Source organism: Glutamicibacter sp. X7, assembly GCF_054889245.1.
Genome location: NZ_CM142678.1, coordinates 2450150 through 2476579, shown reverse-complemented (window position 1 = coordinate 2476579; position 26430 = coordinate 2450150). Strand labels below are relative to the sequence as shown.

The 26430-nt window shown below is 66.0% G+C and carries 21 protein-coding genes; 18 read left to right on the top strand and 3 right to left on the bottom strand.

Going from position 1 to position 26430, the window contains the following annotated elements; translation table 11 throughout:
- The first annotated feature begins 228 nt into the window (after positions 1 to 228).
- The 14 genes from groES to ACYU0X_RS11710 all read left to right on the top strand — a co-directional run bounded on the left by groES (position 229) and on the right by ACYU0X_RS11710 (position 21171).
- Positions 229 to 525: a co-chaperone GroES gene (groES, locus tag ACYU0X_RS11775; RefSeq protein ID WP_461900873.1), complete on the top strand. Its 297-nt coding sequence runs from the start codon at positions 229 to 231 to the stop codon at positions 523 to 525.
- 102 nt (positions 526 to 627) lie between these two features.
- Positions 628 to 2238 carry a chaperonin GroEL gene (groL, locus tag ACYU0X_RS11770; RefSeq protein ID WP_461900871.1) on the top strand — a complete coding sequence of 537 codons (1611 nt, stop codon included), beginning with the start codon at positions 628 to 630 and terminating at the stop codon, positions 2236 to 2238.
- A 178-nt stretch (positions 2239 to 2416) separates the two neighbouring features.
- Complete coding sequence (locus tag ACYU0X_RS11765) at positions 2417 to 4519, top strand: acyltransferase family protein (RefSeq protein WP_461900869.1); 2103 nt, start codon at positions 2417 to 2419, stop codon at positions 4517 to 4519.
- Positions 4520 to 4615: 96 nt separating this feature from the next.
- The gene (gene guaB / locus ACYU0X_RS11760; protein WP_461900867.1) at positions 4616 to 6118 is read left to right on the top strand and encodes an IMP dehydrogenase; all 1503 of its coding nucleotides are present in this window, start codon (positions 4616 to 4618) and stop codon (positions 6116 to 6118) included.
- Positions 6119 to 6303: 185 nt separating this feature from the next.
- A complete protein-coding gene (locus ACYU0X_RS11755; RefSeq protein ID WP_461900865.1) occupies positions 6304 to 7989 on the top strand; it encodes an HNH endonuclease signature motif containing protein in 1686 nt (561 codons plus the stop codon).
- 137 nt (positions 7990 to 8126) lie between these two features.
- Entirely contained in the window at positions 8127 to 9467 is a 1341-nt protein-coding gene (locus ACYU0X_RS11750; RefSeq protein ID WP_461900863.1) for a DUF4872 domain-containing protein, read from the top strand.
- 4 nt (positions 9468 to 9471) lie between these two features.
- Positions 9472 to 10623, top strand: a complete 1152-nt coding sequence (locus ACYU0X_RS11745) for a GuaB3 family IMP dehydrogenase-related protein (RefSeq protein ID WP_459273764.1) — start codon at positions 9472 to 9474, stop codon at positions 10621 to 10623.
- A gap of 344 nt (positions 10624 to 10967) precedes the next feature.
- Positions 10968 to 11567 carry a TetR/AcrR family transcriptional regulator gene (locus ACYU0X_RS11740; protein WP_461900861.1) on the top strand — a complete coding sequence of 200 codons (600 nt, stop codon included), beginning with the start codon at positions 10968 to 10970 and terminating at the stop codon, positions 11565 to 11567.
- On the top strand, positions 11564 to 13345 hold the full coding sequence (locus ACYU0X_RS11735) for an alpha/beta fold hydrolase (RefSeq protein ID WP_461900859.1): 1782 nt from the start codon (positions 11564 to 11566) through the stop codon (positions 13343 to 13345). The genes ACYU0X_RS11740 and ACYU0X_RS11735 overlap by 4 nt, the downstream gene beginning before the upstream one ends.
- A 206-nt stretch (positions 13346 to 13551) precedes the next feature.
- Positions 13552 to 14379, top strand: coding sequence for an SURF1 family protein (locus ACYU0X_RS11730; RefSeq protein WP_461900857.1), 828 nt, complete (start codon positions 13552 to 13554; stop codon positions 14377 to 14379).
- The gene (locus ACYU0X_RS11725) at positions 14372 to 14833 is read left to right on the top strand and encodes a DUF3817 domain-containing protein (protein WP_461900855.1); all 462 of its coding nucleotides are present in this window, start codon (positions 14372 to 14374) and stop codon (positions 14831 to 14833) included. The genes ACYU0X_RS11730 and ACYU0X_RS11725 overlap by 8 nt, the downstream gene beginning before the upstream one ends.
- 175 nt (positions 14834 to 15008) lie before the next feature.
- Positions 15009 to 16595, top strand: a complete 1587-nt coding sequence (gene guaA / locus ACYU0X_RS11720; protein ID WP_461900853.1) for a glutamine-hydrolyzing GMP synthase — start codon at positions 15009 to 15011, stop codon at positions 16593 to 16595.
- 194 nt (positions 16596 to 16789) lie between these two features.
- Positions 16790 to 20845: a DNA helicase gene (locus ACYU0X_RS11715; RefSeq protein ID WP_461900851.1), complete on the top strand. Its 4056-nt coding sequence runs from the start codon at positions 16790 to 16792 to the stop codon at positions 20843 to 20845.
- Complete coding sequence (locus tag ACYU0X_RS11710) at positions 20842 to 21171, top strand: hypothetical protein (RefSeq protein WP_461900849.1); 330 nt, start codon at positions 20842 to 20844, stop codon at positions 21169 to 21171. The genes ACYU0X_RS11715 and ACYU0X_RS11710 overlap by 4 nt, the downstream gene beginning before the upstream one ends.
- A gap of 25 nt (positions 21172 to 21196) precedes the next feature.
- Here the strand turns inward: ACYU0X_RS11710 and ACYU0X_RS11705 are convergent, their stop codons facing one another.
- Positions 21197 to 21892 carry an RcpC/CpaB family pilus assembly protein gene (locus ACYU0X_RS11705; RefSeq protein ID WP_461900847.1) on the bottom strand — a complete coding sequence of 232 codons (696 nt, stop codon included), beginning with the start codon at positions 21890 to 21892 and terminating at the stop codon, positions 21197 to 21199.
- A gap of 83 nt (positions 21893 to 21975) precedes the next feature.
- Positions 21976 to 22590, bottom strand: coding sequence for a 5-formyltetrahydrofolate cyclo-ligase (locus ACYU0X_RS11700; protein ID WP_461900845.1), 615 nt, complete (start codon positions 22588 to 22590; stop codon positions 21976 to 21978).
- 55 nt (positions 22591 to 22645) lie between these two features.
- Between ACYU0X_RS11700 and ACYU0X_RS11695 the strand changes: the two genes are divergently transcribed.
- Both ACYU0X_RS11695 and ACYU0X_RS11690 read left to right on the top strand, forming a co-directional pair.
- Complete coding sequence (locus ACYU0X_RS11695) at positions 22646 to 23260, top strand: GNAT family N-acetyltransferase (RefSeq protein ID WP_461900844.1); 615 nt, start codon at positions 22646 to 22648, stop codon at positions 23258 to 23260.
- Positions 23261 to 23423: 163 nt separating this feature from the next.
- Positions 23424 to 24293 carry a hypothetical protein gene (locus ACYU0X_RS11690; protein ID WP_461900843.1) on the top strand — a complete coding sequence of 290 codons (870 nt, stop codon included), beginning with the start codon at positions 23424 to 23426 and terminating at the stop codon, positions 24291 to 24293.
- A gap of 115 nt (positions 24294 to 24408) precedes the next feature.
- On the opposite strand, the gene ACYU0X_RS11685 is transcribed toward ACYU0X_RS11690, so the two are convergent.
- Complete coding sequence (locus ACYU0X_RS11685) at positions 24409 to 24903, bottom strand: Lrp/AsnC family transcriptional regulator (protein WP_309406327.1); 495 nt, start codon at positions 24901 to 24903, stop codon at positions 24409 to 24411.
- A 70-nt stretch (positions 24904 to 24973) separates the two neighbouring features.
- On the opposite strand from ACYU0X_RS11685, the gene ACYU0X_RS11680 reads away from it, so the two are divergent.
- Together ACYU0X_RS11680 and ACYU0X_RS11675 are read left to right on the top strand one after the other, a co-directional pair.
- A complete protein-coding gene (locus tag ACYU0X_RS11680; protein WP_461900841.1) occupies positions 24974 to 25444 on the top strand; it encodes an NUDIX hydrolase in 471 nt (156 codons plus the stop codon).
- 39 nt (positions 25445 to 25483) lie between these two features.
- Positions 25484 to 26374: a glycine betaine ABC transporter substrate-binding protein gene (locus ACYU0X_RS11675; protein WP_461900839.1), complete on the top strand. Its 891-nt coding sequence runs from the start codon at positions 25484 to 25486 to the stop codon at positions 26372 to 26374.
- Positions 26375 to 26430: the final 56 nt, after the last annotated feature.

Genomic DNA, 26430 nt, shown 5'->3' with positions numbered 1-26430 from the left:
CGGCTTTCGGTAGCCGCGGCGCTCGCCGGACACGACACGGGCCGAGCATTAGCACTCACCTTGACCGAGTGCTAATGCTCGGCCTAAAGTCATCCATAGGTGCCGCGCATGCAAATGCGCGCACACCGCCTGACTGGATACCGCCAACTGGCACCGCGACGACGGTTGGTCCAATGCCATAGGGCGCTTTCCCTACAACCATTGGTTCATACACGAAAAGGAGAGACCGTGTCCGTCTCCATCAAGCCGCTCGAAGACCGCATTGTCATCAAGCAGGTCGAAGCCGTCACCACCACTGCATCGGGTCTCGTGATCCCGGACTCCGCCAAGGAGAAGCCGCAGGAGGGCACCGTTGTAGCCGTGGGCCCGGGTCGCATCGACGACAACGGCAACCGCGTTCCGCTGGACGTTGCCGAGGGCGACGTTGTGCTCTACTCCAAGTACGGTGGCACTGAGGTCAAGGTCGGCGCCGAGGAGTACCTGGTGCTCTCGGCTCGCGACGTGCTGGCCGTCGTCGTTAAGTAACGACGCACCCCACATAAACCGACCAAGCCCCGCGATCCGCACCCTACGAAGCGGTGCGGGGCTTGGCGTCGTTTAGGACCTCTAGCATTCAGGAGTCAATGCATGGCTAAGCAGCTAGCATTCAACGAGGAAGCGCGCCGCGCCCTCGAAGCGGGCATCGACAAGCTCGCAAACACCGTGAAGGTCACCCTCGGCCCACGCGGCCGTAACGTGGTGCTCGCCAAGACCTGGGGCGCCCCGACCATCACCAACGACGGCGTGACCATCGCCCGCGATATCGATCTTGAAGATCCCTACGAGAACCTTGGCGCGCAGCTGGCCAAGGAGGTCGCCACCAAGACCAACGACGTCGCCGGCGACGGTACCACCACCGCCACCGTGCTCGCCCAGGCGCTGGTCCGCGAGGGTCTGAAGAACGTGGCCGCCGGCGCGGCCCCGGGCGAGATCCGCAAGGGCATCGAACTGGCCACCGAGGTCGTCTCCCAGGCGCTGGCCGCCAACGCCGTGGCCGTGGAGGACAAGGTGGCCAACGTGGCCGCCATCTCCGCCCAGTCCGAGGAAATCGGTGACCTGCTCGCCGAGGCCTTCAAGACCGTGGGCACCGACGGTGTGATCACCATCGAGGAATCCTCCACCACCGCCACCGAGCTCGTGGTCACCGAGGGTATGCAGTTCGACAAGGGCTACCTCTCCCCGCAGTTCGTCACCGACGTCGAGCGTCAGGAAGTCGTCCTCGAGGACGCACTGATCCTGATCAACCCGGGCAAGATCGGTACCGTGGCAGAATTCCTGCCGCTGCTGGAAAAGGTGCTCGAAACCAAGAAGCCGTTGCTGATCATTGCCGAGGACGTCGAGGGCGAAGCCCTGTCCACCCTGGTGGTCAACAAGCTGCGCGGCCTGCTGAACGTGGCAGCCGTGAAGGCTCCGGGCTTCGGCGACCGCCGCAAGGCCATGATGCAGGACATCGCGATCCTCACCGGCGCCCAGGTCGTCTCCTCGGAGCTCGGCCTGCAGCTGGACCAGGTCGGCACCGAGGTGCTCGGCTCGGCCCGCCGCGTGACCATCACCAAGGACTCGACCACCATCGTCGATGGTGCCGGTACCGAAGAAGATGTCAATGACCGCGTCGCCCAGCTGAAGGCAGAGCTGAACCGCACCGACTCGGAGTGGGACCGCGAGAAGCTCTCCGAGCGCCTGGCCAAGCTGGCCGGCGGCATCGGCGTGATCAAGGTTGGCGCTTCCACCGAGGTGGAGCTCAAGGAGCGTAAGCACCGCATCGAGGACGCCGTGGCTTCCACCCGCGCCGCCCTCGAAGAGGGCATCGTCGCCGGTGGCGGTACCGCCCTGGTCGACGCGCTGAAGGCACTGGACTCCGACGCCTCGGTGGCCGGTCTGGAAGGCGACGTCGCCGCAGGTGTGGCCATTGTGCGCCGCGCCCTGGTGCAGCCGCTGTTCTGGATCGCCACCAACGCCGGATTCGACGGCGCCGTGGTGGCCTCCAAGGTGGCCGAACTGCCCGCCAACGAGGGCTTCAACGCCCGCAGCGGCCAGTACGAGAACCTGCTGCACGCAGGCGTCATCGACCCGGTCAAGGTCACCCGTTCGGCTCTGCGCAACGCCGCCTCCATCGCGGCGCTCGTGCTGACCACCGAAACCCTCGTGGCCGAAAAGCCGGAGGAGAACGCTGAGGAAGGCCACGGCCACGCTCACTAGGCGGTCGTGACCGACCGGTCATAAATCCAATCAACGGCGGCAAGTCGGCGATGCACCACGTCATCGCGGGCTTGCCGCCGTTGTTTTCCGCCAAAGATCACGAATTGGTAAACTTGTGGGTTGGATCGCCTCATGGGGAGGCGTACCGCACACCCGCCGCCTGCCAGAAAGCCACAACGTGAGAGAGCCGAGCACCTCGACGCCGACCCGGCCCGTAGCTTCCGCACACCGTAGCGACGTGCAGGGCCTGCGTGCCCTCGCCGTGCTGCTGGTCATGTGCTACCACATCTGGTTCTCCCGCGTCTCCGGCGGGGTCGACGTCTTCCTGATGCTCTCGGCCTTCTTCCTCACCGGATCGCTGCTGCGCACCGCACAGCGCGGACAACGGCTGAACCTGCCGGCGCACTGGGCCCGACGTTTCGGCCGACTGATTCCGCAGGCCGCCCTGGTGATCGCTGTGACCGCCGCAGCCAGCTGGTGGCTGCTACCCAGCCAACGCTGGCCCGATATCATCGATCAGGGCCGCGCCAGCCTGCTCTACCGGCAAAACTGGTTCCTAGCCGACACCAGCGTGGACTACTACGCCTTCAACAACCTCTCGGCCTCCCCGCTGCAACACTTTTGGTCGCTCTCCGTCCAAGGGCAAATCTTCATCCTCTGGCCGCTACTCATCGGCCTGGCCGTGCTGCTCTGGAGGCTCACCGCCCGCAAGATCCCGCTGGCGCTCATCGCCGGAGGAGTGTTCGGGGTCGTCTTCCTCGTCTCGCTGAGCTTCTCCATCCGGCTCACCAATGCCGATCAGCAGCTGGCCTACTTCCACACCGGCACCCGGCTCTGGGAGTTCGCCCTCGGCTCGTTGCTGGCCATCGCGCTCCCGTTGCTCCAGAAGCTTCCCGAGGTGCTGCGTCGCTATGCCGGCTGGGCCGGGTTGGCCGTGCTGGTTAGCTGCGGTGCCTGGCTGGACGTGCAGGGACGCTTCCCGGGCTACCTGGCCCTGGTGCCGACGCTGGCCGCCGCCGCGCTGATCATCGCCCCGGCCGCCGCGGAGAAGCGAAACCCGGCCTACCTGCTGTCCTTCGGGCCGCTGGTCCGCCTCGGCGATCTGTCCTACGGGATGTACCTCTGGCACTGGCCGCTGCTGGTGATCACCCTCGAACTGCTCGGGGTGCCGCAGCTCGGCGCCTTCTGGGGCCTGGCGATCATTCTGGCCGCCATCGGGCTGTCCTGGTTGAGCACCCGCTACGTCGAGCAGCCGGTACGAAGCTTCAGCGAACAGCCCGGCGGGAACTTCTCCTGGCGCCCGGTGGGCCGCCAGGTCATCGCCGCCGGAATGGCCGTGCTCTTGGCCGCGGTGCCGCTGGCCGCCTGGCAGCAGTCGCTGGATCACCGTGCGGCAATCGCCGCCTCGCAGTCGCCGATCACCGATAACCCGGGGGCCGCCGCCTCCGCCGACTGGCAGCCCGAACGCACCGCGTTGACCCTGCCGCTGGGCACCGAACTGGATGACCAGTGGCAGAGCCCGGGGGTGGCCTGCGAGCGCGGGCCCTCCCCGGAAGACTCGCGGCTGGCCGAATGCCGCCAGTCGCCGGACGCCGCGCGCACCGCCGACGTGGTGCTGGTCGGCGACTCTCACCTGCAGCACTTCTCCGTGGCGCTCACCGCGGCCATCGAGGCCGAGGGCAAGAGCTGGGTGGTGTTACATCACCCGGGCTGCCGCTTCGGTTCCCCGGAGGATGCGGCCGAATCCGAATCTTGTGCCAACTTCCAGGTCGCCGCCTCCGAGTACCTGGCCGAGCGCAAGCCCAAGGAGGTGATCACCGTGGGCACCCGCACCGAGCCGGAACCCGACGAATTTGGGCGCACCGCCGCCGACCGAGAACACATCGTCAGTGGCTACCGCGAGGTGATCGAACCGCTGTTGGACTACGGGGCCACCGTGGTGGCGCTGCGCGATACCCCGCGCTACGACTACCGGATCCCGGACTGCGTGGAAAAGAACAAAAAGGACATCGCCAGCTGCGATGCACCACGTAACGAGAAGCTGGCCGAGCTCAACCCGCTGCACACGGTCACCTGGGATCGGGAGCTTCCCGGACGTTTGGTTCCCTTGGACTTTTCCGAGCTGCTCTGCCCGGAGGGCACCTGCAAGGCGGTCATCGGCAACGTGCTGGTGTACATCGACAATGAGCACCTCTCGCGCACCTTTATCAAGAGCGCCGCCGAGCCGATCGCCCGCGGTTACCGGCAGGCGTTGGCCAAGGCCGCGGACGCGAGACGTTAGCTTCGCCACACCCGCTCGGTGCGGCATCGTGGGAAAGCGCAAATACCTCTACCATTGAAGCAACCTCCGCTACCCGCTTTGAAAGGTTCACCACCCGTGACTGAGTTCAACCCCTTTGCCCTCGAAGGACTGACCTACGACGACGTGCTACTGTTGCCCGGTCCCACGGACGTGATCCCCTCGGATGCGGACACCACCACCCGCTTCACCAAGCGCATCAACATTCAGGTGCCGATCTCCTCCGCCGCCATGGACACCGTCACCGAGGCCGGTATGGCCATCGCACTGGCCCGCCAGGGCGGCATCGGCGTGATCCACCGCAACCTGTCCATCGAGAACCAGGCCAAGCAGGTGGACCAGGTCAAGCGCAGCGAATCGGGCATGATCTCCGACCCGGTCACCGTCGCCCCGGGCGCCACCCTGGCCGAATGGGACGAGCTCTGCGCCCAGTACCGCGTCTCGGGTCTGCCGGTGGTCGACGAAAACCGCAAGCTACTCGGCATCATCACCAACCGCGACACCCGCTTCGTGCCGCGCGAAAACTACCTCACCACCAAGGTCTACGAGGTCATGACCGGCATGCCGCTGGTCACCGCCACCGAGGGCGTGGCCCGCGAGAAGGTCATCGAACTGCTCTCCACCCACCGCATCGAGAAGCTGCCGTTGGTCGACGACGAGGGCCGACTGACCGGTCTGATCACCGTCAAGGACTTCGACAAGGCCGAGCAGTACCCGCTGGCCACCAAGGATGAGGACGGCCGCCTGCGCGTGGCCGCCGCCGTCGGCTTCTTCGGCGAAGGCTACGAGCGCGCCATGACGCTGATCGACGCCGGCGTAGACGCACTGGTCGTGGACACCGCCAACGGCCACTCCAAGGGTGTGCTGGAGATGATCGCTAAGCTCAAGGCCGATCCGGCCGCCGCCCACGTGGACGTCATCGGCGGCCAGGCCGCCACCCGCGAGGGTGCCCAGGCGTTGATCGACGCCGGCGCCGACGCCATCAAGGTCGGCGTGGGCCCGGGCTCCATCTGCACCACCCGCGTGGTCGCCGGTGTCGGCGTCCCGCAGGTCACCGCCATCTACGAATCCGCCAAGGCCGCCATCCCGGCCGGCGTGCCGCTGATCGCCGACGGCGGCCTGCAGCACTCCGGCGACATCGGCAAGGCCCTGGTCGCCGGTGCCGACTCGGTGATGCTCGGCTCGCTGCTCGCCGGCACCGCCGAAGCCCCGGGCGACCTGGTCTTCATGAACGGCAAGCAGTTCAAAACCTACCGCGGCATGGGCTCGCTGGGCGCCATGCAGACCCGCGGGAAGAACACCTCCTACTCCAAGGACCGTTACTTCCAGGCCGACGTGCCCACCAACGAGAAGCTCATCCCCGAAGGCATCGAGGGCCAGGTGCCGTACCGCGGCCCGCTCTCGGCCGTGGTGCACCAGCTGGTCGGCGGCCTGCGCCAGACCATGTTCTACGTGGGCGGCCCGACCATCCCGGAACTGAAGGAGCGCGGCAAGTTCGTGCGCATCACCGCCGCGGGCCTGAAGGAATCGCACCCGCACGACATCATGATGACCGTCGAGGCCCCGAACTACCGCCGCTAGGCCACGGCTCTCCTCGGCTAACGAATCACCAGAACTCCCCGCGTTCCCCGCCCGGTGCCCGACACCGCGCAGGGCAGGCGGGGAGTTCTGCGTTAACCACCCTCGCCGCTCCTGCCACCGAGGGCTTTTCCACAGTTCGACGCCGGCCGCCGGGCCACCATGTCGCCCGGGGTGATTCTGGGCCCATGAACCACACGGCCCTGGCGCAGCGAGTCGACATCCTGCGCGAGCTTCTCGACCCGGCACCGCGGCAGTGCACGCCCGCGAGCGACGGTGCCCGGCTACGCGCGCTGGGGGAGCTGGGCACCGCCTTCCTGCAACAACTGCGCGAGGAAATGGCCGCCTGCGACGATCCGCGGCTGGCTCTCGAATTGGCCGGCATTGCCGAGTCCCTCGGGCATGAAAGCACCCGGTTGCGCATCCTCGCCGCCGACCGGCTCGCAGCCAGCAACGCCCACCTGATGCAGGCCGAGGAATTCGATGCACTGCGCCAGAACCCACCGGAAACCAACACCCCCGCCACATTCTGCACCGGCCGTCCGCTCTTTGGCACTCCGGCCCAACTGCTGGCCAGCTGGGTGGGCATACCCCTGGCCTCCGCCCGCCGCCGGGTCGCCGACGCCGCAGACCTCATTGCCCGCCGCGATGCTACCGGCACCTTGCTGCCCCCACGCTTCACCCACTTGGCCGCGCTCTTTGCCGACCCGCAGCAAAACCCCGACCCCGTCTTGGAAACCAGCGCCAAAATCGCCAAACATGAACCGCCCGATACCAGCTTCGACGGCGAACCCACCGCACCCACCCTGCGGCATCACGACGGCCGGGCCATCGAGGAACACGCCGCTCAGGTGCTCAGCACCGCCACCAGCGTCCCCGAGGCGCGCCGGCACATCAACGAGCTGGTCGCCACCGCGGCGGACGACCCGGAGACCAGCGATCCGGTCGCACTACGCCGCGGGCTCTTCCGGCTCCCGGAACGCAGCACCCTGACCCGCGAGTACCTGCTACGGGTAAGCACCCTCGAGGCCGAGCGGCTCGAATCCTTCCTCGCCCACGCCAATAACCCGCGGACCAAGGCCGGCCAAGCGGCCCGCCGAAACCCCAACCCCGGCACCGAAGCGGGCACCAATCCCACGGCCACCGATGCGGCCACAGCCGATTTCCTGCCCGAGGGAGCCGAGGCGCAACGCTGGGAGGACGAACCGGCAGCCGAGGCCACCGTGGCCGAACGCGGATTAAACGCCCTGCTCGCGTTGCTGACCTTTGACCACCGAAGCCAACGGGCAACCGGTGATCCGCAGACAGTAACCGGTCAGCAACTGACCATCACGAGCCAGGTGCCCCGCCTACTGCTCCCAGGCGACTCAGGAGCCAACTACCCGGCGATACGTCCGGAAGTCATCGTGCACCTCCGCATCGAGGATTTACGCGACCTCGCCGCCGGCGATGCCCGCACCGCACACGGGGCCAAGTTGCCGCCCGGCCAACTTCGCCAACTCCTCTGCGACGCCAACTTGCTGCCAGCGATCTTCAACGGGCGCGGCGAACTACTGGACTACGGGCGAGCCCAACGCATCGTCCCGGACAAGCTCAAACGGGCGGTGCTCGCCCGAGACCGCGGCTGCCTCGTGCCCGGCTGCACCGAACCACCCGAACGACTGGAATTTCACCACATCGACCCATGGCACAAGGGCGGGCGCACCTGCCTGAGCAACCTCGGGCCCGGCTGTCTGGGCCATCACCTCGACTATGACTCCGGCCGGATCAAACTGGTGTTCCGCGATGGGCTGCCGTGGGTGATCCTGCCACCGCACCTGGACCCGGAACAAAAACCGCGCCGCAACACCTACTGGGACGACCTCGCCGCCTAACGCCCCGATGCCGTCCGGGCCCTTATGCCCCGTAGAATGGTGCCTCGGTCCGCCCACGCCCCACGGCGTACATCACCACGCGGACCGCGCCCGTGGCGCAACCACCCACGGGCACCGGCGTGAGGGAAGGACGGGTCGTGGCCCAACCGAAAAACATCAAGAAGCAGGTGCGTGCCCGCATGGAGTGCACCGGTGAAAGCTACACCACCGCACGCAAGAACATTCTCGACGGCAAGCCCGAAAGCCCGAAGGCTGTGCGCGCCGCGGCCGCCCGCACCGGCACCAAGCCCGGCACCGGCACCAAGCCCGGCAACGGAGCCAATTCTGCGGCCAAACCCAAGCCCACCCCGCAGTCTGCGGCACCTGCCGTCGAGGAAGAGGAACTACCCGAGTACCCGGCGCCCGAACATGTGGTGCAGTACGACGCCGCCCTCTGGCAGCGTGTCTTGACCCAGGCCGGGGTCACCCACCTAATGACCGGGCAGCCGCTGAGCCAAGAACTTCTCGCCGGGCTGGCCGGAGGCATCGGCTTCACCGCCTTCACCCACCTCGACGAAGACGAGCCCAGCGCCACGCTGATGACCCGCTCGCACGGCGAACCTTTCACCGCGACCCTGTTGGCGCGCTGCGGCGCCACCATCAACGAGCGCACCACCAATTCACCGGAACGCGCCGCGGACTACCTGGACACGGGACTGGACGCCGGCCGGGCGGTTGTGGTGCGTGTCGCCGTCCACGCCCTGCCCTGGGTGTCCGACGAAGGGATCGACCCACAGGACACCATCGACGTGGCCGTGGTGGGGGAGCACGAGCAGTTCCTGCTGATCGATGACGGCTCCGGCTCGCTGGCGCCAATCACCCCTGAAGACCTCGCTACCGCCCGCGCCTCACGCAAACGCGATAAGCACTGGCAGGCCTGGGTGCCAACCACGCGCGGACCGGAACTGGAGACGCTTCGCGGCAATATTCTGCAGGCCATCGAAGCCACCACCGGCTACCTGCTCGGCCACCGCGAGTCGCGTTCCGTTCCGCCGCACCTGGCCCGCCACTACGGCATCGCCGGGATGCGTTGGCTTGCGGAGAAGCTCGCCGACACCGACTCACCACGTGGCTTCAACGCCTTGCTGACCACCGAAGAACGTATCAACACCGTTTTCGACGAGTTCTGTGCCGCTTTCACCGAGACCCGACTGGCCGGCCCCGAAGGGCTGCGCGGACTGTACGCGGAGTTCCTTGATGAAGCCGCCGCGCTGCCCGGCTTGGAAGACCTCGCCGAACACGCGGCCGCCTACCAGCGCGTCGGTGAGCATTGGGAAGAACTGATCGGCCAATTCTCCGCCCAGATCGACCCGGAGACACGCGCCGAGGCATTCACCACCGCCGGGCAGACACTGCAACGTATCGCCGACGCCGAAGAGCAGGCCGCCCGCAACCTCGAGCAATGCGCCCAGCGGCTGGCCGCGAACTTGATAACCTAGTGTGGTGACTAACGAGATTGAGATCGGCCGCGGCAAGCGCGCCACCCAGGCATACTCCCTTGACGACGTGGCGGTCGTCCCGAACCGCCGCACCCGCGACCCGAAGGACGTCTCGGTGTCTTGGCAGATCGACGCCTTCAAGTTCGATACCCCGATCCTCGGCGCCCCGATGGACTCGGTGACCTCCCCGGCCACCGCCATCGCCCTGGGCAAGCTCGGCGGTCTGGGCGTGCTGAACCTCGAGGGTCTCTGGACCCGCTACGAGGACCCGGAGTCGGTGCTACGCGAAATTGCCGCCCTGCGCGAGGAGTCCGCCCAGCGCAGCAATCCGGCGATCACCGCCAAGCTGCAGGAACTCTACGCCGCCCCGATCCAGCCGGAGCTGATCGGCGCCCGTCTGGCCGAAATTCGCGAGGCCGGCGTGGTTGTGGCCGGTTCGCTCACCCCACAGCGCACCCAGGAGCACTACCAGTCGGTCATCGATGCCGGCGTGGATATCTTCGTCATTCGCGGCACCACCGTCTCGGCCGAGCACGTCTCGCAGACCGTTGAGCCGCTGAACCTCAAGCGTTTCATCTACGAACTCGACGTCCCGGTCATCGTCGGTGGCGCGGCCGGCTACACCCCGGCCATGCACCTGATGCGCACCGGTGCCGCCGGCGTGCTCGTGGGCTTCGGTGGCGGCGCCAGCTCCACCACCCGTCGCACCCTGGGCATCCACGCCCCGATGGCCACCGCCATCGCCGATGTGGCCGCGGCCCGCCGCGACTACATGGTCGAGTCCGACGGACGCTACGTGCACGTCATCGCCGACGGTGGCCTCGGTTCCTCCGGCGATATCGTCAAGGCCCTGGCCATGGGCGCCGACGCCGTCATGCTCGGCAGCGCCTTGGCACGAGCCGAAGAAGCCCCGGGTGCCGGCTGGCACTGGGGCATGGAAGCCGTTCACGAGTCCAGCCCGCGTGGCGACCACGCCCGGGTGGGCACCGTGGCCCCGCTCGAGGAAGTGCTCTACGGTCCTTCGCGTCACACCGATGGCACCTCGAACCTGGTCGGTGCCTTGCGTCGCTCCATGGCTACCACCGGCTACTCGACGTTGAAGGAATTCCAGCAGGTCGACGTGGTGCTCTCGCCTTACGAGGCAGATCGCTACTAATAGCCAACGACTTACCGCGCGTAGCTGGCGAAACCCACCATCCGAATCCCTTCCCGGGGGCTCGGCTGGTGGGTTTTGCTTTTCCCTGCTTGCCCTGAACGACAGTGAATTCAACATTCGAGGTTCGACTAGCCGCGCATGCGTTCCCGTACGTAAAGACGTCAATGTGCTCGAGCCGTGGAGGCGCGATTCGTGCGAAATTGGACCTAACGGGCCAAATGCTGGCAGTCCTCGGGCCTGGGAGCCTGGCGACAGCGTGGTCCGCTTGTTGCGTAGTTTTCGAAGGGGTCGTGTTCGGGAACTCCGAGTTGTGAAAATATGTAGACTGGTCTATTTTTAATAGCATGACCTCCAAAGGCAACCTGACTAAGGCTCGACTCACAGAGACCATGCTCGAACTAATCCAGACCCAGGGATACAGTGGGTCGGGGCTGAACGCTGTTATCGAACGCGCAGCCGCTCCTAGGGGATCGGTTTACTTCCATTTCCCAGATGGCAAGGAGGGGCTCGGTGTCGCCGCAGTTGAACTGGCCTCACGCCAGTTCGGGGATCTCATCAAGCAGGCAGCCGATGCTGCAGGCAGTGCGGCCGAGGCGGTACGGATGGCTATCGACGCCCTGGCAACGATTGTCAGAGATAGCGGATTTCAGTTGGGGTGCCCTGTCTCCGTGGTCACCTTGGAGATGGGCACCGAAAGCGAGAGGTTGCGGCAAGCCTGCGCACGGGCATTCGAGTCGTGGATTGAGCCGACGGCCGCACTACTTGAGGCAAATGGCGTGAGCCGTGGCGAAGCACGCTCCTTGGCCACGGTGGTTGTGTCGATGACCGAGGGGGCTGTCATTGTTGCACGGGCTCTGCAGGACACCCAGCCGTTGATAGCCGCCGCGGATGCAGCGGCGGACATTATCGAGCAGCGCTGTGCTACGGCCGGAGGTACGCGATGACTCCTCATGGTGCTTCCCGGCAGGCCCTAGTCTTCGGGGCTTCAGGACTCATTGGGCGGCACCTCATGCTCAGCTTGGTCAAGGCCGGCGCTGGCGTCACGGCCGCCGTGAGAAGCGCCGCGGCCGCAGAGCGCGTCATGACGTGGATGGAAGAGCAAGGGCAAACCGGCGGCGTTAGCACTGTGATCGTCGATTTCAATGCCCAGGAAATTTTCGCCGGAGGGTCAGAAGCCTTCGCTCATGTGACTGAGATTCACAATTGCGCCGGCTCCTATCGCTTTGGAATGACGGAGCAGGAAGCGCGCGAAACCAATGTGGGCATCGTCGAACACGTCATCCGCTTCGCCGGTCACCTGCCCGATCTAACCCGCGTACTGCATGTATCGGGTTATCGCGTCGGTGGTCAGGACCCTAACCGCATTCCATGGCCGGAAGACTACCGTGCCAGAACCTATGCAAAGCTTGGCGCCTACGAAGCCTCGAAGATGGAATCAGACGCGATCTTCCAGAAGCTCGCTCAGGAGCGAGGGATCCCGTGGAGCATCGTGAATCCTTCCGCCGTGATCGGTGATAGCGTCACCGGGGCTTCCGACCAATACGTCGGCCTGCCTAGCACGATCGAGCAGATCTGGAAGGGCACGGCCACCGCGCTTCCGGGAGGCCGAGCGACCTTCTTGCCTGTTGTCACCGTCGACTACCTGGCATCGTTCATGGCGGCAATTGCGGTCGATCCGGAAGCGGTGGGGCAATCATTCTGGGTCCTCGACGACAACACCCCACCGTTGACTGACCTGTTGACACGCGCGGGTCATCATATGGAGGTTAAAACCCCTCGACTTCAGCTACCGGTCAGCTTGATCAAGCGCCTCCCGCCAATGGTGACGAAGGCTGACCCGGAGACACTCTCGTTCATGTCCTCCGATCGTTACCCGACGGGGCCTGCGATCGCGGCAGCCAAGCGCCACGGACTGCGCATGCCGGATGTCGACCTTGCGCTCCGTCGCTGGGTACAGTACCTAGTGGCTCACCGCTTTGGTGCTGCCAATACCGGCCCGCGCCGTTTTGTCGACATCGCCGGTGTGCGGACCTTCGAAGTGGGTGTCCCGCTAGCGCGAAAGTTGATTCTTCCAGGACTCCCAGTCAATGCGGATACGTGGGCCGGTGTCGCCGAATCGATTGGAGGGCGCTCTATCGACTTGCCGGGTCTAGGTCTCAGTGGCGGTGTCGGAGTTCGTGACTGGGAACGATGGTTGCCTGCCTTACTGGACGGGGAACCTGTGGACTTGGTTGGTCATTCCCTAGGCGCGGCCGCCGCCGTGCTCGCTACTAATCAATGCCCGGATCAGGTCAAGTCCCTCACCTTGATCGCTCCGTTCTTTCTTCAAGCGCCGACGAGCCGGCTATTTCAGGCACGGCATCTTGTAGCCGTACTTCTACGGCGGATGGATTCTGCGCGGTTGTCGCACCTTCTGACCGGATCAGATACTAATTCAACCCTGATCGAATCAAGCGTGGTCGACCTGCGGCGTAGTACTGCTTATAGGGTGGCCGCGCAACTTGCGCTAACTGGCGCTGCTCGCTGGCGGACTACACTCACCGAGACGCTCGCGCGAGTCGAGATTCCAGTTCGTATCATCACAGGGAGTCGAGATCCATTACTTCCGGCCGCTATTGAAAGATTGGCCTCTTATTCAAATCTGGAGCTGCTTTCGATTCCTGGTGCGGGCCATCATCCTCAATTGACGCACGCCGACGAGCTCGTCGGTTTGTTGAAGTGAGCTAACGACCCCCGGGTCAGTAGGCAAGTGTCTTACCAGAGGGGGGAGAAAACAGAGGGGGGAGAAACGGCCGGTGGCACGTGACTGCCGCGTGTTGCTGGTCAGGTGAGTGCTCTTCGTATGAATCTCACGTTGTGCTCCCGGTGCCGCTTAGATCACGCCCGAGGCATTTCATCTTCTACGCCGAATAGAAGTACGGTTAAGCTGTGCTGAAAACTGCCTTCAAACCCAAATGGATCGCCGCGCTGCTCGGAGCCTTGTTGCTCTCCACCGTGTTCGTCGCGCTCTCCGGATGGCAGTTCGGTTCCTCCTCATCGGAGCCGGTGCACAAGGCAGAGACCACCGAAAAGCCCGTGGCGCTGACCGAGTTCTACGAGCCTGGCGTCCCGTTGTTTGGCGACAAGGCCGACCAAATCGTCACCTTGAGCGGCCATTTCGTGCCTGGAACCGAGGTCGCGATCACGAACCGGATCGACGACGAGAAACTTGGTCAGTGGACCGTGAGCGCCTTCGCGGTCGACGGGGCACCGGATGACGAAGCCATTGCCGTCGTGCGCGGTTGGCAGCCCAGCGGAGCCGAGCCGCTGCCGGCACCCAGTGGCACCATCGATATCACCGGCCGTCTGCTTCCTCCCGAAGGACCGCAGCTCAAGCACGACCTGCGCGAGCCAAGCCTGAAGTCACTCTCCTCGGCACAGCTGGCCAATCGCTGGGATTTGCCACTTTATTCCGGTTTTATCTCCGCTCACGAACTTTCGGCCGACGGCAAGCCGGTGACACGGGCTGGCCTCGACCCGATCTACGTCGGGCCACAGCCGCAGGAAGCCCAGATCAACTGGCTGAACGTGTTCTACGGGATCGAATGGGTGGTCTTCGCCGGTTTCGCGATCTTCCTCTGGTACCGCCTCGTACGCGATGATTATCAGCGCGAAATGGACGCCGTTGCCGAAAAGGCGGCTCAGAACTTCAAGGACGGCGCCTCACAGGGCACCGATGAACTTTCAACCTCACAGAAGGATAAGGACGATGAGTAGCACCCCAGGTACCGCGCCCCGCAAATTCGGTGGCACCCCCGCGCAGATCCGCGCCGCGGCCGGCTTCTACAAGGTTTTGGCCTACACCACCGGTGTGATGCTGCTCCTGCTCGTGCTCGAGATGGTCGTCAAGTACTTCTGGAAGCTCGAGCTGTTCGTCGGCGGCACGCTGCTCGACGGCACCTCCAACAGCATTGCCCTGCTGAACCGGGCAGAGATCACCGACGGGTTCAACGTGTCGCTGGCGATTCTCATCGTGCACGGTTGGATGTACGTGGTCTACCTCTTCGCCGACTTCCGTCTCTGGTCGCTCATGCGCTGGCCCTTCAGCCGCTTCATCACCATCGCCCTAGGCGGCGTGGTGCCGTTCCTCTCCTTCTACACCGAGAGCAAGGTGCATGCCGAGGTGGAGCGCGACGTCGCCGCCAACCCGAAAGCCGCCAAACGTTACTAGGCTCTGATTCCTGCGGCCCCGCCGCAGAGCGACAGCCCAACACCGCGCGTCTTACCCCGAGTATTGCTCGGGATAAGGCGCGCGGTTTTGTCTTCCGGGCCGCGGCCGGTGGCCGTGACGCTCCTGACAGCGGATTGCAGTTTTTCCCCCTGTGGCCAGCCGGTAGACTGGTTGGGTGACTACAGCTGCTCCCACCCCAGAACACAAGCCGGTTCTGGTCGTTGATTATGGGGCCCAGTACGCGCAGTTGATTGCTCGCCGCGTACGCGAGGCCCGGGTGTATTCGGAGATCGTTCCGCACACCATGACGACCGCAGAAATCCTGGCCAAGAATCCTGCCGCCATCATTCTTTCCGGCGGTCCTTCCAGCGTCTACGCCGACGGTGCCCCGCGTGTCGAGGCCGACCTGTTCGAAGCAGGCGTGCCCGTGCTGGGCATCTGCTACGGTTTCCAGGCCATGGCTAACGCCCTGGGCGGTACCGTGGCCCAGACCGGCCTGCGCGAATACGGCCGCACCGAAACCTCCTTCGCGGGAGAAGCTCGCTCGATCCTCACCGGTGCCGCCTCGGCCCCGACCGTGTGGATGAGCCACGGTGACTCGGTCTCCGCCGCACCGGAGGGCTTCGACGTGCTGGCCACCACCGAGGGCGCCCCGGTGGCAGCCTTCGCCAACGAGGCCAAGCGCCTCTACGGCGTGCAGTGGCACCCGGAGGTCAAGCACTGCGAATTCGGCCAGGATGTGTTGGAGAACTTCCTCTACAACGGTGCCGGACTCAGCGGCGACTGGACCGCCGATAACATCGCCGACGAGCAGATCGAACGCATTCGCGCCCAGGTGGGCGACGGCAAGGCCATCTGCGGCCTGTCCGGTGGCGTGGACTCCGCAGTGGCCGCAGCCCTCGTGCAGCGTGCCATCGGCGACAACCTCACCTGTGTGTTCGTGAACCACGGCCTGCTGCGTGAGGGCGAAGTGGAGCAGGTGGAGAAGGACTTCGTTGCCGCCACCGGCGCCAAGCTGTACGTGGCCGACGAGCGCGAGCGTTTCCTCTCGGCCCTGGCCGGGGTGAGCGACCCGGAGACCAAGCGTAAGATCATCGGCCGCGAATTCATTCGCGCCTTCGAAGCCGCCGAAGCAGCCATTATCGAGCAGGAAGCCGATAAGGGCGAGCCCGTACGATTCCTGGTTCAGGGCACCCTGTACCCGGACATCGTCGAGTCCGGCGGCGGCGAAGGCACCGCAAACATCAAGAGCCACCACAACGTCGGCGGCCTGCCCGAGGACCTGCAGTTCGAGCTCGTCGAGCCGCTGCGCACCCTGTTCAAGGACGAGGTGCGTGCAGTGGGCCGCGAACTGGGCCTGCCCGAGGAAATCGTGGGTCGGCAGCCCTTCCCGGGCCCCGGCCTGGGTATCCGCATCATCGGCGAGGTCACCGAGGAGCGCCTCGAGGTGCTGCGCAAGGCCGACGCGATTGCTCGCGCCGAGCTGACCGCCTCCGGGCTGGATAACGAGGTCTGGCAGATGCCGGTTGTGCTGCTCGCCGACGTGCGTTCGGTGGGTGTGCAGGGCGACGGCCGCACCTACGGCCACCCGGTCGTGCTGCGCCCGGTCAGCTCCGAGGACGCCATGACCGCGGACTGGTCGCACCTGCCCTACGACCTGCTCTCGAAGATTTCGAACCGCATCACCAACGAGGTTGACCAGATCAACCGCGTGGTGCTCGACGTGACCAGCAAGCCGCCGGGAACCATCGAGTGGGAGTAAGCTCCAAACGCTGCCTGGCAGCGTAGCGCGCGAAGGGCGTCGACACGGCACAATAAGCCATGTGTCCGGCGCCCTTCGCCCGCTTAAACGTGTTTCGTAGAGCCGTTGCGCGGCCACGGTGCACTAGGTTGGTAGCAGGCGAAGTGCATCGATACTTCGCGCACTGCAGTGGATGAAGGACGAAGGGACGAACTGTGGCGACTAGTGGCCAGCCGGAGGCCGCCGAACGCGTAGCGGCATGGGTGCGAACTCTGGGCCAGGGTGCCGGTGTGGATACGGCCTTGCGCTTCGCCCCCTCCACCTCCAACAGCATTGACATCACCCATGCCAACCCCAGTGGTTTGGCACAGTTTCTGGCCGGGCGACGCACCCGGCTTTCCACCTTGCTTCATGATGCCGAGCAGTTCGCGCAGGCCAAGCGCACCGCCCGCGCGCTGAGCGCCAAGATCGGCGAACTCTGGGATGAGCGCGGCATTGACGTGGGCTATCTGGCCGCCGGTGTCGCGAACTGGCGTGCCACCCATGAGGGGCGCAGCGAGCCGGTCTCGGCCCCCATCATGTTGGGGCGCATCACGCTGACCAAGCACGTGGATAACGACGACTACGATCTGCAGCTGGTCGGTCGCGCCGAAATGTCCCCGGCCTTCGTGCGCCAGTTCGAGGTCGATCACCACGAGAAGATCGACGTGCAGGCCGTGGACGCCGCCGCCTATTCGATCGCCCGTTTCGACCCGGTGCGTGGCATGGACGCGCTGCGTCACCAGCTGGCCGAGGTTCCCGGCGTGGTCATCGGCCACCGCCTGCTGATTTCGACCTTTGCCGACCTGATCGACCCGGCCGACCCGGCGCTTCTGGGCGAGGGACACCCGGTGATCGAGGCGCTGATCCGGGCCGCCAATGATGAGGAGCCGGCGGCTGCCACCGAGCAGAGCGGCGAGTCCGAGGCCGACGCCTCGGGCTCCCGGTTGCGCCGCTTCGCCGAGCTACTGAAGGATTCCTCGCGCGCCAAGCGCCCCGGTGCCGCCGCGGGCGCCTCCACCACCCGTAAGGTCCACACCGGCACCAGCGCCCTGAGCAAGTCCTCGGATGAGCGCGACCCGGCGGAGGAACTGTACCTGTTCGACGCCGACGAATCACAGGGCCGCCTGCTGCACGCGATCTCCAATGGCGAATCGGTGAGCATCAACGCCGCCCCGGGCACCGGTGCCACCCAGACCGCACTGAATGCTGCGGCTCTGCTCGCCGCGCAGGGCAAGCGCGTACTGGTGATCGCCGAGCAGCGTTCGGCCGCCGAAGAGTTCGTCACCCGCTTCAACGAGAAGCTCGACGCCGGCAGCCTGCTGCTTGAACCGAACGAGGATCCCGAGGCCATCCGCGGGCACCTGATCCGTGCGATCCTGCGTAATGAGCGCGCCACCGAGCCGCAGCTGACCGGGCTGTTCAAGAAGCTGACCGAGACCCGTCATGCCCTGAAGGAGCACGTGGCCTCGCTGCATTCGGTGCGTAGCCGCTGGGGTTGCTCGCCGTACCAGGCAATGCAGGAACTCGCCCGCCTGTCGGCGCTGGAACCGGCCCCAGCCACCACGGTGCGCCTGAAGCGGTCGGTGCTGGATTCGATGGGGCAGCGCGGGCATGTGGCCGCGCAGCTCAAGCGCGCCGCCCAGCTCGGTGCTTTCTCGCAAGCCCACACCACCAGCCCCTGGTATGGCGCGCCGTTGCGCAATCAGGAGCAGACCGAGCAGGCGCTGAAGCTGGCCAGTGGACTGGGCCGCGACCTGCCGATCCTGGATAAGCACATGCGCAAGATCGCCGAGCAGTCGCAGATCCGCTTGGAGGAGAGCTACGACAAGTGGGGCGACCAGCTGCAGCTGCTGGTGGCCGTGCGCGGCTCGTTGGATAAGTTCGAGCCGGATATTTTCGAGGGCGACATCGATGATCTGATCGCCGCCACCGCCTCGGGCCAGTGGCGTCGCGAACACGGTGTGGAGATGGGTTCCATCGTCCGCTCCCGGCTGCGCAAGATCGCCAAGGAGTACGTGCGCCCGGGTATGCACGTGCCGGATCTGCAGGCTGCCCTGCAGGCGGTGTCCGAACAGCGCGAGGCCTGGCGCCGCTACGCCACGAGCCAGCGCAACCCGGCCGTCCCCTCGGGCCTGCTCGACGTGGAGGCCGGCTATCACGACGCCGGGGCCCGCATCGATAAACTGGCCGAAATGCTCCCGGCCAGCGTGGGCAAGCGTCTGCGCGAAATGCCGGTGAGCGAGCTGCTGGATCTCATTGCCTCCCTGGTGGATCACAAGGACGATCTCACCGAGCTACCCGAACGCACCCTCATCGCCGAACAGCTCAGCGAGGCCGGCCTAGGGGATCTGCTCAGCGACTTCGCCGAGCGGGAGATCGACGTCGACGCCGTGGACGGCGAGCTGGAACTGGCCTGGTGGCAGTCCGCGCTCGAGGCAATGATCAGCGGCGATGACTTCATGGCCATGAACGACGGGGCCAAGCTCGAAAGCCTCGAGGCCGAGTACCGGCTGGCCGACGGCGCCCATGTGGCCGCCGGCGCCGAACGCATCCGCTGGGCCCTGGCGAAGAACTGGAAGGCCGCCCTGGCCGACCACCGGGCCGCCTCGAAGACGCTGCGCGAAATGCTCAAGTCAGGCACCCCGACCCTGGCCGGTCTGCTGGATTACGGTTCGGCGCTGGTCAATTCGCTGAGCCCCGTCTTTGTTTCGGCGCCGCTGCTACTCGGCACGGCCCTGCCGCGCGACACCAAATTCGACGCGGTGATCCTGCTCGAGGCGAACTACCTCTCGCTGCGTGAGGTGCTCGACGCGCTGCGCCGGGCCTCGCAGGTGATCGCGGTGGGCGACGAAATGCTTGGCGACCCGCGCCCCTTCGAGGTCTCGGTGGATCCGACGGCCTCGCTGCGCGCCCGGAAGCAGGCCCCCTCGGCGCTGTCGGCGCTGAACCAGGTGCTGGTGACCGGCACGCTGGGCACCGTCTACCGTGGGGTGGACGAATCGCTGGTCGAGCAGCTGTCGCAGACCTACTACGACTCGGCGATTTCCCGGCTCCCGGTGGCCCCGGCGGTCGGCGGGGAGCGTCGCCTGAGCGCCCACTATGTGCCCGACGCGACCGGCACGCTCTCGAACAGCGAGGACGGGGTGCAAACCACCGCCGCCGAGGTGCGCCGCGTGGTGGATCTGGTCTTCGAACACTTCGCCAACCGCGGTAGCGAGTCGCTGGCCGTGGTGGCCTCCAACCGGCAGCACGCCGCGGCCATTGCCGAGGCCATCCGGGTACAGCTACCGAACCACAAGTACGCCATGGAGCACCTGCGCTCCGCCCGCGAACCCTTCGTGGTCACCACCATGGACCGGCTCATCGGGGTGCGCCGCGACGCGGTCATCCTGGCCTGGGGCTTTGGCCGCACCCCGCACGGTAAAACCTTGCACGAATTTGGCGCGCTGTCTCGTCCCGGCGGAGAGAAGCTCTTCGTCGCGGCCGTCACCCGTGCCCGCCGCCGCATGGCACTGGTCTCCGGGTTGCTACCCGAGGATGTGGAGCTGAACCGCGTGTACCGCGGCGCCCGTCAGTTCTTTGAACTCTTCGGCCGCGTGTACTCGGGGGAGGAGCCCTCGGATTACGCCAACGAGCCACGTTTCGACGCACTGGTCTCCGATCTGGCCCGTCGTCTGCGTGAACGCGGCGCCATTGTGGCCGAGGACTTCCGTTCGGTGCTCGACCTCTCGGCTCGCGCCTTTGACCCGGTCGACGCGGCCGCCACCCGCCCGTTGGCGGTGGTGTACGACGGCACCGAGCACTACACCGGGCTGACCGTGCGCGAACGCAGCCGACTGCGTCCGGACTTCTTCGAAAGCCACGGATGGCGCTATGTGCCGCTGTGGACCATCGACGTGTTCAGCGACCCGGAGTCGGTGACCGATCGACTGGCCGGGTACCTGTCGCTGGAGCCCGAGCGTAAGCCAGCCGCCGAAGAGCCGGTGGCCCGCCCACAGGTCAAGACCGCACCACCGGTGCCGGCCGCCGCAGTCACGCAGCAGGACAGCGCGGAGAAGGAGAAGGCCGCGGCAGCAACTACCGAGGATTCGGGCAAGTCCACCGAGGCAAAGTCCGACGACAAGGCCGCAGAGGCGACCAAGGCCGAAGACAAGGGCAGCAAGGCCGCCGACGGCACTCCGAAGCCGGTACCCGCCGTGGCCGAAACCAATACCGGCAGCAAGCGGTGAACGGCTCCGACGCCTCTGGTTCCACCCCGTCCGGTGAACCACCGGTGTCGGCAGCACAACCCGCGCGCCGCAAGCGCGCGCGGGTTGTTGCCGCTCCCACCCATTTGCAGCAGGCCGCCGAATTGACCGGGGCCTTCACCCCGATCGAGGCAACCGAGGCCGTCCAAAAGGCGCAGGCGCGTCGCGGGCAGCTCTCCGCCGAACCGGCGCCAGCGGACCCACTGGGGCAGCTGCGGGCGAAGGATGAAGATCCGCGCGGCTGGGGCGAAGCCACCGAGGATCTAGCTGAGTCGCTGCGCAGAGAAAAACCCCCGCACTGGGGCTAACCCGCGTTGTGTTCGCGCGGCGAAACTAATTGACGATCACCGCCGCCACCTTGCCGCGGCTTGACGCGGCGGAGAGTTTCTCGGCCGCACCGGCGGTGGCGGCCACCACGATCATCGTGTCATTCCCGCCACTGGTGGCCGGCATGAGTCCAAAGCCATCGTCTCCGGCAGCGGCCGGCACCCAAAGCACGGTCAGCCCCTGGGCCAAGGTGCGACTTTGGATCTCTCGTTCGTAGCCGTCGCCGCTGGTGAGTACCACATTGACTTTCTGGCCCGGGCTGAGCAGCGAGACGGTCGCCGGGTCGCTCAGCCGCAGCGGTACCGCCACGGTCCCCGGGCTGGTTCCGGTGAGCAGTTGCGGGCCCACCAACAGATGCTCACGCACCGGCAGGCCGGCGGGTACCGCGATGGCCAGCTGCTCACCGACCAGTGCGTCGTGGGATGGTGGTGCCGGTTGCCCCTCGGCAGCAGGCTGGGCAACCCAGCGCAGGTCGCCGCTTTGCAAGACGTGTCCGGCCGGTAGATCGGCCGCCGCCACCGGCACCTCGACCGTGCTGTAACCCGCCTTGGCAACCGATTGCAGCATCAGGGCACCGGCCAGCAAGGCCAAGGCCACCGCTGCCGGGCGCCGGTAGCGGCGCAACACCGCCTGCCGACTGGTCGCCGGGCGGATGCGCGGGCGGGGGATCGTCGGGGCGGAACGCGCGCGGAAGAACTTCATGGGCCCATTGCAGATGCCGGGCCCGGTGCCCGGCGACTCCCCGGCACGAACTGTGGATGGAACGGACCGGGGTGACCTACCGGTTACGGCCGGAAGTCTTGCACCCCACCGGGGGTGATGGCCATATCCACGGGCATGTCGTGGGCGTCGACCGGGAATGAGGCCACCGTCAGCAGCTCGGCATCGTAGATGAGCGCCGCCACCTGGGTGCGATGCTGCCGCGTGGTGCGACCGGCCAGCGAGGGCAGGAAACGGTCGTAGTAGCCGCCGCCCTGACCCAGCCGGAATCCGGCGTGATCGATGCCCAGGGCCGGGATGATCAGCAGGTCGACGTCGGCGAAAACCTCGAGCTGGTGCCGTGGCCCCACTGGCTCGTCCACCGGGGCCAAGGTACTGCGCTCCAGCGGCACCCCCGGGTACCAGTCGGTCCAGGACAGGGAGTAGTCGGGGCCGCAGACCGGCACCAGCGGTTGGCGTCCCGCGGCGTGCAGAGCCTCGAGCAGCGGGGCGGTATTCGGTTCGTCGCCGGAGGAGAGGTAGGCGGCCACCCGGGCCTCGGGCCGGTAGTCCGCCAAGAGCCGCAGCACCTGATCGCGTAGCTTCTCGGCGTGCTGGCGTCGGTTGGGTTCATCCATGGCGCGCCGTGCGGCGCGCACCATGCGGCGGGCGTCGGTTTTACTGGGAAGCGCGTTGAGCATGGCACTACTGTACGACGAGTTAGTCCACCGGTCGCGCGTGACTAGGATGGTGAATATGGTGAGTATTCAGTCGGGGCGTATGGCGGTGCCGGAGCTACGTTCCAAGCGCCTTCGGCTACGTGCCTTGACGGCGCGGGATCGGGACGCCTGGTTCGATCTGCGGCAGGCCAACGCGGCGTGGCTGAAACCCTGGGATCCGACCAACCCGTTGGGGCTGCGTGAGACGTTAAGTTACCGCCAAATGTTACGGCGGCAGCGACAGGGCGCCATGGAAGGCAGCGGTTATTCCTGGGTGCTGACCCTTCCGGCGCTCAACGAGCGTCGACCGCCGTTGATCGGTCAGGTCAGTGTCTCCGGGGTGCAGTATGGGGCGGCCCGCAACGCCTCCATCGGCTACTGGATCGATAGCTCCCATGCGGGTTTTGGGCTGATGCCCGAGGCCTGCGCGTTGATCGTCGAACACTGTTTCACCACGCTGCGGCTGCACCGGTTGGAGATTAATGTGCGTCCGGAGAACACCGCGAGCCTGCGGGTGGCGGCCAAGCTGGGCTTCCGCGACGAGGGCGTACGCAAGGACTTCCTGCACATCAATGGCCGCTGGCGGGATCATAGAACATTCGCGCTAACCGCCGACGAGCATCGCGGCCAGCTACTCGAACATATATCCTAGCTGGGTGGTAATTCGGGCAGGTCATCGGGCAAGAATCAACGCAATCTGCCAGACACGCCCGCGATCTGCACCATTGCTGGTTGCCTGTTGCATAGTGTTATGCCGTGGAGTATCAAAACTTCACGCTTAACGTAGGACCCGCAACCCGGTGATGGAGGACCTCATGGCGGACACCTCGCACAACACATCGCAGCCGGCCGGCGCGACCGGTCAGCTTAAGTTGAAAGTGCGATATGGCCGGTTGAGCCTAGCCGTGCTTGGGTTGCTTGCTCTGCTCTCGGGCGTGGTCACCGGCATCCTCGCGCCGTTCACGGCGCTGAGCGTGGGCTGGTTCTTCGCACTGACGGTCACCGGCGTGCTCTGCTTCGCCGGACTGCGCGTGCTGGCCGTGCGGGATCGGAACCGCAAGCTGCTGCAGCGCATGGAGCAGGTCCGTGCCCAGGCCTTGGCCACCGAGCCGCAGGCCGAACCACAGCGTCCGGCCGCGCCAGCCAAATCCGAAAGCAAGGATCAGGTCTTCGACGCCCGCCCCGGATCGAATCTGCGGGCCCCGGCCTTCACCGCCGAGGAACTGCGCGCCGAGGCCCTGCGAGTGGCCCATGGCCGCGGCGGCGTTCGCCAGCCGGCGACCTGGGAGCCGACCGAGATCCCCAAGCCGGTCTACGTGCAGGCCCGCGATTCCATCCAGCAGCAGATCATCGCCCAGGTGCGTCCCGAGCCGCTGCCGGTGGCCGAGCCACTGCGCCCCAGCCGCCAGATCAGCCTGAAGGCCGAGGAGCGCGCCAAGCGTTTGGCCGCTGAGGTCACCGCCGACCAGCGTGCCGCCCTGGCCGACGTCAGCGCCGTGCGTGAGCAGAAGCAGGCCAGCGCCAGCGCGCAGCCTGCCCCAGCCGCATCGTCCGCACCCGCCGCACCGGCAGCAACCCCGACCGGTACCAACACCCCGCAGTCACCGAACGAGCCAACTCCGGGCAGCACCCCGGGCCCGGCACGGATCAACCTGGACGCCGTGATGCAGCGCCGCCGCGCCTAACCCGCCAGAGTTTAGAGAACAACAAAGGGAAGCTTCCGACTGGAAGCTTCCCTTTGTTGTTAGCCGCGCCCTATTAGCAGGGCACCCAGGCTATTGGGGTCTCGGCGCGGAGCGGTTAAGGCAGTGGCAGCGGCCCGTGATTGCCTTGCTCATGATCGAAGACCAGCGTGGTCTCGGTATGTCCGACGGATTCATCGGTGGCCAGGTTGTCGAGCACCCAGTCGCGCAGCGCTTCGGTGGAACCCACCGCAATGTGGAGCAGGTAGTCGGTGGCTCCGGAGACGTGGAACATCGAGAGCACCTCGGGCAGCTGCGGGATGCGTGAACGGAAGCGGTCGATTTCGACGCGGTCATGGGCGCGCAACTTGATCGAGATCAGCGCCTGCACGGTGCGTCCCACGGCCCCCAGCGCCAATTGCGCGTGATACCCGGTGATGATTCCGCGTTCGACCAGAGCCCGGGTGCGCAGCAGTGCGGTCGAGGGGGCGATGCCGGCGCGTTGGGCCAGCATGGCATTCGAAATACGGGCATTGGCGACCAGTTCGTCGATGATGATTCGATCGATGTCGTCCAAATCGGCCGCTTGAGCGAGTTCTGAGGGTGTGACCATAACAATATTTGACCATACACGCGGCCGGTGAGCGGTGGGGCGCGTGGCGCGGCCCACTATATTGGTGCACATGACGCGAATCTCCGAATCCACCGGCGAACCCTTCGATACCAGGCTCGGCGCCTACTGTCTGGTCGAACGGGACGGTAAGTTCTTGCTGGCGCTGTGGGATATGCGCCACCGCGACCCGAACTTCCAGCCGCGTTGGACGCTGCCCGGCGGCGGTATCGACCTGGGTGAGGATTTGCGTGCTGGGGTGCGCCGCGAAGTGCAGGAGGAGACCGGGTACCTCGTTGATTCTTTGCGTCTGCTCGACGCGCAGACCGGAGTGATCGCCGGTCGGCACCGCTACGCCGAGGTGGATCACGCCATGCAGACCGTGGCCATCGTCTACACCGGCCGCGTGGTCGGCGGGGAACTGGCCCATGAACAGCAGGGCAGTACCAGTCGGGCGGCCTGGTTCACCCGGGAGGAGATCGCCCAGCTGCCTCGGGTGGAGCGCGTGGACAGGGCGTTGGCGCTCTATGATGGCGCGGCGTAGCCCGCGGCACGGTGCGCCGCTGGATAAGCTGGTGTGACCATGAATCTGCGCCGCACTCGTTTGACCGTCCTTGGCCTAGTGGCCCTTCCGCTCACCCTGGCAGGCTGCACCCAGCCGGCCCCTCCGACGCAGAGCGAGGAGAGCGTCGTACGCATTACCTCGGCCGACGACCCGGTGCTACGCGCCATGGCTCGGGTATATGCCGATCAGCTCGAAGCGCGCGGATTCAAGGCCAAGCTGGTGGCCGAGTCCTCCAAGCCCTACGAGCTCTTGGAGGCGGGCGACGCCGACGTGGTGGTAGGTACCGCCGAAACGGCACTTCAACTGGTGCCGGACCCCAAATCGGTGACCGGCGAGGACGGTGTGCTGAGCACCGGTGAACTCGCGGATCTGGCGCAGGCGTTGGAAACTCAGGGGCGTCGCGCGGCTGATCCGACGGCGGGGGATGCCGGGCCGGTGCTGGTGGCCAGCAAGGCCACCATGGCCCAGTACTCCTTCGGTTCTCTCGATGATCTGGCTTCGACCTGCAAGGATCTGGTGTTCCTGACCCCGAGCGAGCAGCGCGAGGCTCTCGAAGCTTGGGCCAAGGAGGCCAAATGCACCCCGAAGGCTATTAAGGGTGTTGCGGCGGCTGCCGCCATGGACAGTCTGCGCTCGGCCAACGGACAGTTGGCGGTACTCGACGGGGACGACGCGGCCATCGTCGATGAAGGGTTCAACGTGCTTTCGGGCAGTGAAGAGTTCTTCGACCGCGCACCGATTCTGCCCGTCGTGTCCGGCGAGGTCTCCGAGCAGGTGCTGCGTTCCATTAACGACATCAGCTCCTCGGTCAGTCAGGACGCGTTAACCGCCGTTAACCGCATGGTCTATGAGCCTGGGGGCCTGACCAGTGAAGATATTGCCGCGCACTGGGAACAGCTGGTCAACTAGAAAGTAAGCCAAGCCACGGTCAAAAATGTGCTGGATCGGGGCCCAGCGTGAGAAAG